Below are 8,229 nucleotides of genomic sequence, written 5' to 3'. Positions count from 1 at the left end.
CAATTTTCATGTTAGTTTATGTTTTATAATATCTTATAAAGATAAGGAAAATAATCGACATATACAATAGATAATACACTAATAGTCAATAATATAAAAATAAAATACAAGTTGTAAGATAGTAAAAAATATAATGCGTCGACCCTGTTCCACTCTAGTGAACGGTTCTTTCTACTCCAGTGCACAGACCTTTCCACTCGAGTGGAACGATATGACTGCTTATAGCTAAATATGCTAATGTCCGCTCTCAATACTCTGATGTCCATTTTATAACCTATCATTTTAAGTATTACGTGATTACATCTCCGGTATGCCTTGAATCCATAATAGCTGAATGTTTCACCTTGTCTTGAATACTCTGCAAAACAGTAAAAAAGCATATGGAATTGCTTGGAAAATCTATGAGAAATGCTTTTAAAGTTATGAAAAGCCATGAGAAATGCACCATTTTCAGCATAAAAAGCTGATAATACTATGAGAAATACAGTTTTCAATTTTATTTCTCATAGTGTTATCTCTATGATTTACAGACTGTTATTAGGTACATTATGAGAACATGAGAAATGAAAATACAAAATCGTCTTCAGAGGCTGGGATTTCTTCTTATTTATTTCCCGGATTAGAAGATTATCTTTGGACAAATTTATAGTTAAAGTATAAATCTGTCCATTACAATAATATAAAGCTGATTAATAGAAAGATAGAAACTAAATTTCGTCATCTGATTGAATTTTATCCAGTGATAACAATTACTTTTATATATCCATATCTTTCAGAAAAGAGTGCCACCATCAATATCCAACCACAAATATACTTTCTTTTTACTATATACAAAGAAATGGTTGCTTTTATTTGATTATAATAAACCACAGGTATAGAATAATCAAATAAAAACAACCATCCAACAAATCTAAGCCTAATCCTTATAACGATATGCTTTCTAAATGGGAGTGATGTATCTACTTCAAATTAAATAGAAATTCATAATGCCCTGCTTCTACATCAACAGTCTGCTTTTTAACACTCATTTTCTTTTCATTCATTTTATATGAGACAGCATTATTGGGGATGCAAACTGTAGCCGTTGTTCCGGCAGGAACTATCAATTGAAGATTCAATTGCTTACCTTGCAATTCCCAATTAACAGCAATTGTGCCATAAGGTGATTCTTTCGTTACTTTTGTCCAGGTCACACCGTTTGGTATTTGAGGATCGACATAGAAGTGACGATATCCAGGTTTAGCCTCGTCAAGACGTATTCCTCCTACAGCCTGATAAAACCAAGTACCAATTCCATTGTAACAATTGTGCACACGACTTCGTTCTCCGCTCCAATATTCCCAAGTCGCTGTCGCACCATGGTCAATCATATACAGATAACCGGGATAATCACGTTTCTTCATCATTTGATAGAAGAAATCCACTTGTTTATTCCGAACAGCCCATTCTGTCAAAATAGGCACTCCAACCAAACCAACAGCAATATGTCCTTTATATTTTTCTTCGGTCATGGCAACGACATTCTCTTTCACTTTATTGTACAAAGAATCAGGTACAACACCTACCAACATAGGATAGCACATATCCAACTGTGAACCGGTAGAATAGATCCCTTCATCCGCACGATAGAACGTCTGATGAATCAACTTGTTAAGTTTTTCTCTACGCATAGCAAACTCTTCCGCCTCTTCTCTTTTTCCTAATGTTAAGGCTGTCTTATACATAGTGCTCAAGCATTCGCTGATAAAACAGTTACTTACCAAATCCACTGAAGCCTGATTACCTGCATCTACTCCCATAGGTGCCAGCCAATCACCCAAATACCAGTCACGGTATTTAGTATCGGGCCAACGTTTCAGCAAACCATCTACTGTATATTTATCAACATACTTAAACCACTCTTTCATTTGAGAATAATATTTCTCAATCAAGCGGGGATCATTATAGTTGACATACGTTCTCCAGGGAGCCTGTACAAAGAATCCGCACCAATACGGACCGCCGCCACCGGCACCCGGATTAGGACCAACATGCGGTAAACTTCCTCCTTCACGCATGGAGTCTCCCCATGTTTGCACCCAGTTTTCAAATGTTGGAGCTACATCGTACATCGTTTGCAAAGACATCGTTGAGGAGTTTCCATCACCACCATATCCTGCACGTTCCAAATGCGGACAGTCTACCATATATCCACTAAAAGTCAGACATTTCATCGTATACTGAATCATTTGGTGAATAGCATTCAAGTCGGCATCCGAACATTCAAAAGTTGCAGTCTGTTTATAATCTCCATAAATCTGCAGAGATTTCATAGCACCTGTTTCCGGTTTTTGAGGAAGATTGGAAATGCGCACATATCGAAAAGCGTGATGATTGAATTTATTTCTGAAGTATTCTCCTTGCTTACCACCAGATATATAAATATCACTTTCACCTTGCTTGTCAAATTCACCGTCTTTCGTCAAATTATCACTATATTCCATAATAACTTCATGACCTGCCGGCAATATAGGCATTTGCATCTCAAACCATCCGGTCTGAACCTTCCCCATATCTACCAGCCAGAGACTTTCACCCAGCTTCTTTACAGAAACAGCCTGCAAAATCTGATGTATCTTGTTTATCTCACACATTTGAGGGGAAGCGATATGATCGGGAACATTCACTTTCACAACAGGAGTCCATTTCATTTTGTCTAAAGCCTGTGTTGAAAGGTCTCGCGGAAGAATCCTTCCATCCACCCTCTCACCTCCAAACTGCAAAGCACGCCAAGTACCTGTATCAGAATAGCCACTTTCACGTCCGTACCATGATCCGTCTGTCTTCGTTACGACTTCCCATTTACCATTTCTCAACACATCCAATTCTGCTTTTACCAGCGGACCTTCATAAGCTGCTCCGAAAGTCGTCGTTTTATACCAACCTTGTCCCAGCCAGATAAGCAAATCATTTTCTCCTTCTCTTAAATAAGGAGTAATATCATAAGTAACAATTAGTGAACGTTTAGATAAATGTGATACAGCAGGGGTCAGAACGTCCTCCCCAACCTTTCTCCCATTGATATAAATTTCGTGATAACCTAACGTATTTACATGCAGGAAAGAAGTCTCTCCCTGAGTCAATTTCACTTTCTTGCGAAGAATAGGAGCACAAATCTTACCACCTTCAACAGAAGCCCCTATATATTCTCCTTTCATCTGTGACTGATCCAAGATGCCAACTCCAAAACGGGCAACAGGACTCCATGATGAAGCTTGTTTTTTAGCATCCCAAACACGTACCCGCCAATAACACAAAGAACGAGAAGTTAAAGTCTTCCCTCGATAAGGTACCATAACCGAAGTTTTGGATTTCAATTTTCCGGTATTCCATAAATCTGCTTTATCCTGCACCAACAGAATACTATCCGAAGCTACCTGTATTTCATAATAAGTTTGCCCGCCTTTCCAGCCGTCCCCCTTTAACTTCCAACTGAAGTGAGGAGTTACATTATCAATCCCCAAAGGATCAATAAGATTCTCACATTTTAATTCCGCCAAATAGAAAGGCGAAGTTTTCTCATTTCCATATACTATCATCGACAGACAACAGAAATAACAAATCAAACCTAAACATAACAATCGTTTCATTCTATTCATCTTCTATTATTATTCAACTCTTGCCAGCCTCACTTTATGAGTGACAGGTTTATTGATTTTATAAATTGTTTCAACGAGACTCTTTATATAATTGCTCCAAACTTCCCGTATTTCGGGGTTCATCGCTTTTATATACCAGTCGTAGCTCATCCTGAGAAACCCATCTTTAGGTAAGTACTCTTTTAGCTTATCAATAGCCTTCTGATCGTCTGCAAACAACAATCCTTCTTTTTTCAGGAATGAATATTCGGTCCACAAGTATTCTCTAAAACGTTTCTCCACTTCAAACCGTTCTTCATTCAGATACATGATTTTCGCAGCTTGTTGATATTGGGGAGTATTTGGGTAATCTGCCAAATTCACACCATTCGCCAACTTTTCGGATGAGAGATTGTCAATAAACTGATTGTCTATAGTTAACCGATACATTCCTTTCTCTAAGTTCGTTACCTGAAAACGTTCCTGATTAAACTCTTCCATAAATGGAACCAACCGCATTGCATCGCGTTGTGACCTTTTATTTCCCCAGCCACTTCTAGAAATAGAATCCAGCGGATAAGGAAGAGCATACGCCAGATAATCAAAAGTCAGATCAGCTCCGCTCTTTTTTAGTTTTGAAATCTTACAGTTCTTATGGGTTATTACAGATGAATGATGTGCATCAATAGATACTGATGACACTTCATCCCCAGCCAGTCCCTGTGCTTTCAGAAACAAATAGGCCATGACCATCTGTCCGTCATTATCCGGATGAATTCTATCTATCCTGCAGAATGTAAATGTAGAATCTGCCTCCTGCTCTTTTCTGCTTATCTCACGCATCGGTTGGTTAAAATCAACAAAACCCCAGCCATTCTTTTTAGCCGATGTACGTTGGGCATCTATGATTTTTAAAATGGCGTTATTCTTATTATGCAATATAAAATTATTAAACCGGGAAGTCTCATCATAAGGAGAACCGCCAATCAATACTTTCTTTATTTTATTTTTAGCCAGTAAGCGTTCTTCTATTTCCCGATAGCTTTCCAATGACTTTGCAATCCGTTGTTCCAACAGTTCTTTTGCATCGTCTTTCATGTAAATATCATAACCAGTATCATTCATACCGAAAGTTAGAGTCACATAAGTTGGTTTCCTGTTGAAAACATCATAATCCAAGCGATCCTTCATATCCTACGCACTCTCTCCACCAATTCCGGCATTCATGATAGTAATCGGTTTATCCGGAAAACGAGTCATGTAATACAACCAGATAAATGAATGATAATGTCCGCCGTGAGTAATGCTGTTTCCTACAAATACCACACGTTCCCCTTCTTCAAACCGGGGTATTGTTGTTTGTGCCTGTAAGTAATCACAATTTATATAAACTAAAGATAACAACAAGAGTATCCTCATTTTTAGTCTATTAGCCATTTTCTTTATTCTTTTAATCAAACCATAAAGATAACCGTACAACAATCAATCTGCTATATCCAGCTTATTCTTCTCTGCTTTCCCATACTGTTTCACCAATACACTTACGCCTCCTTTCAACAGTTCGGGAGTCGCCTCCATAGTGATAACCTTTTCTTCGCCCGGCATCAACGTCACATAATTATCGGACATAATAATTGGAAGTATTCGTTTTTGCGTAGCCTTATTAACAAGCCTCACCCGATTAGCAAAAGCCACAGTCTCGGAATTGTTCTTTACAGCTATCTTCATCTTTCCGTCAGACATCGATTTATCCACCAATCGGCAAGACAAAGCAACTTCCGGAAGTGTGTTCAGCAATGTATAGTCAAGATCTCTCACGCCATTCCGCCAATAGAAGTTTTCAGAGATTAGATTACCTTTGGCATCTATCAGTTCCAACTTGATAAAATGAAGCGGAGTTAGTTCTTCTATCTCTTTTGGTTTCTCACCGTAGATTTCGAATTCGAACAATGAATATCCAAACTGTGTGGCACGGCTGATGCCTGCCAATTTCACATAACGTGCTGTAACAGGTTCCAATTCAATCTGTTCAGTACCACCTCTTCCATCTTTGTTGGTATAAACGGTTTTCCATTCTTGCGCATCATTCGATACTTGCAGTTCGTATTTCTTTGCACAAGCTGCCTCCCATTTCAAAATAACCTTTTCTATCTTTTCTTCTTTACCAAGATCAATGTATATCCATTGAGGATCACTGTATGCACTTTCCCAACGACTTCCGGCTCCTCCGTCAGTAACCATTGAAGCACTTTTAGAGGCACCTGTTGAAGAAGAAGCTACAGCCTTCTTTCCATAAGCCAGATTGAAAGGGTTAAAGTTCAAAGAAAAAGCTTCTGCAATGTTGCTGGCTGCCACATCGACCTGTTTTGTCTGTCCGTATGCAGGCACTTCTTTTCCATTCAGGTCATAAATTGTAGCTTTAGCTATTGCACCTTTCAAGTCCTCTGCTGTAGTATTTATTACTTTTATATTGTTATTGGAAGCATTCCATTGGATATGTAAAGGTTCACAAGCCTTTTTTGCTCCCCAATAAGCACCTGTAGGATCATAATAATAGTCATAAGTCTGCCATACAAACGAGGGATAAGCCGGATGGCTCATCCAGATCAGAAGTCCGGCTGCATCATTCCACATCTTATCGTTCCAAGCCTCATACATACCTTTCATCACTTCGATATTCAGCATTTGCGCTTTCTCGCAGAATTCTTCCAGTCCGGATGATTCTCCGTACTGTGTGTTCACTGAATTCTTATAATTAACCGGGTTGGCATTAGACGCTTCCTTACCGAAGAAATGTTTGTTCCATACATTGTCATCATCATTCTTCAACTGCTCATCAGTAGGCAGAGGCCACCAGTCTTTTTCCGGGATAAACTCTTTGATACTTTCAAATGTGGGGAAAGTGGCCGTTCCTATTTCTGTACGCATACCGTAACCGTGATCAATACCGTATGGATAAGCCGGTGTATTAAATGCCAGATTACTGCCTGAAGTTTCAAAATGGTGTCTTGGAGGTTGATTTCCCCACCAACCACTTCCGGACAATCCATCCTGATTGGAGCAAGACTTATACATACGGTCATTATTGTCCTCCTTCGCAATCATTTCACGCAGGTAATTATCCAAATCAGGTGCCGGATGCGTTTCATTTGCTCCACACCAAATAGCAATAGAAGGATGGTTTCTAAGACGTCTGACTTTATCAAGGGCATTCGCTTTAAATGCTTCCGGTTGCGCCACGTCATTGTATGCTACATATAACCAGAAATCATTCCATACCATAATCCCATATTTATCACAATAATCATAAAACTCATCATCAGTAACACACCCTGTCCATAGACGGATCATATTGTAATTCATTTCCTTATGAAGTCTGATTTTCGTTTCATACTCTTTACCCTGACAGCGAAGCAGATATTCGCTCATTCCCCAGTTTCCACCTTTCAGATAGATCTTCTGTCCGTTGATAAAGAATGTAAGAACAGGATATCCCACTACATTATCGACCATTTTATACTCATACTTCTTGATACCGAATGTCATTTCTTTTACATCCGACACTTTTCCATCTACAGAACAAGTCAGCTTGCAAGTATAGAGATTGGGATCACCATAACCATTCGGCCACCAAAGTTTCGGATGGTCAACGACCAATTGCGCTATGTCATCTTTGTTAATAGATAGTCTGGCTGTTGTTCCTCCTTCTACCCGAATGTCTTTAGAGAAAGAAATATTCCCCGGCTGAATCACTCCGGATACAACGACTTCTTTGGGGGAAGAAGAAACATTTCTAATATCTGTTGAGACAGAAAGCTCTGCTTTCTGCAAGGTCGGTAACTCTGAACGTACCCAAGGATCTTCCATCACTACATCTCCCGTTACCACAAGATAAGCATTGCCTGTGATACCAGCCAGACGTCCCGGTACGTATGGCATCCAGTCCCAACCGGCACCAGCCAGATAACTGGGGCTACACGCAACTCCATACGGGTCTTTAGCCTTACGCGTCTTTTTCTGATCGGCATCGGTAATCAGAACAGCTATCACATTCTTACCGGATTTCTTTATCAAATTAGTTACATCAAACTTCGAACGTAACATGTGACCGCTTACATCTTTAGTAGATGTTTTTGTTCCTGATATCTTCTCGCCATTAAAATAGAAATCGGCAAAGCGGTTCGTATTGTCGAAATGAAGCCATACCCGCTTCCCCTCCGAATAAAAAGACGGGAGTTCGAATTCCGTACGATACCAGAAAGGACGGTTATAAAACGTTTCATCTACTTTATAAATATTATCGGCATAATTAGGATCTGGAACGATTCCTGCTTCAACATAAGCAGTAAAAACAGTTCCAGGAACCACACCTTTAACGTAATCGGACATTTTAAATTCCGGAGTAGAAATCTGCTCTCCGGTTATGTTCTCTAAATCTGCCTGGGGTTTCACTTCCCAGATAATCCGAGGATTAGAGCTGTTCAAAGACATCCATGTACTCTGCTCTGCACACCCTGTCTGGATTAGAGCTAATATAACCGATACAATGATAAGCCCAAGTTTATTCATCATACTATCAAGATTTTAAAGTAACAATTTGTTTTAGAGTATG

At 39.2% G+C, this 8,229-nt stretch carries 2 protein-coding genes and 1 pseudogene; all 3 read right to left on the bottom strand.

Features of this window, described 5'->3' with window-relative positions:
• Window positions 1-959: 959 nt before the first annotated feature.
• The 3 genes and pseudogenes from LPH68_RS15375 to LPH68_RS15365 all read right to left on the bottom strand — a co-directional run bounded on the left by LPH68_RS15375 (window position 960) and on the right by LPH68_RS15365 (window position 8,189).
• Window positions 960-3,638 (bottom strand): family 78 glycoside hydrolase catalytic domain, encoded by a 2,679-nt coding sequence (locus tag LPH68_RS15375; protein ID WP_230296972.1) that lies wholly within the window; start codon window positions 3,636-3,638, stop codon window positions 960-962.
• 9 nt (window positions 3,639-3,647) lie between these two features.
• A pseudogene (locus LPH68_RS15370) lies at window positions 3,648-5,054 on the bottom strand (SGNH/GDSL hydrolase family protein).
• Window positions 5,055-5,099: 45 nt separating this feature from the next.
• Entirely contained in the window at window positions 5,100-8,189 is a 3,090-nt protein-coding gene (locus LPH68_RS15365; RefSeq protein ID WP_230296971.1) for a discoidin domain-containing protein, read from the bottom strand.
• Between the last annotated feature and the right edge of the window lie 40 nt (window positions 8,190-8,229).

This window comes from Bacteroides sp. 1_1_30, from assembly GCF_020982715.1.
In the GTDB taxonomy this organism is placed as follows: domain Bacteria; phylum Bacteroidota; class Bacteroidia; order Bacteroidales; family Bacteroidaceae; genus Bacteroides; species Bacteroides xylanisolvens.
Note: the sequence above shows the minus strand (reverse complement) of the source record. Positions and strands in the feature narration are given on the sequence as shown.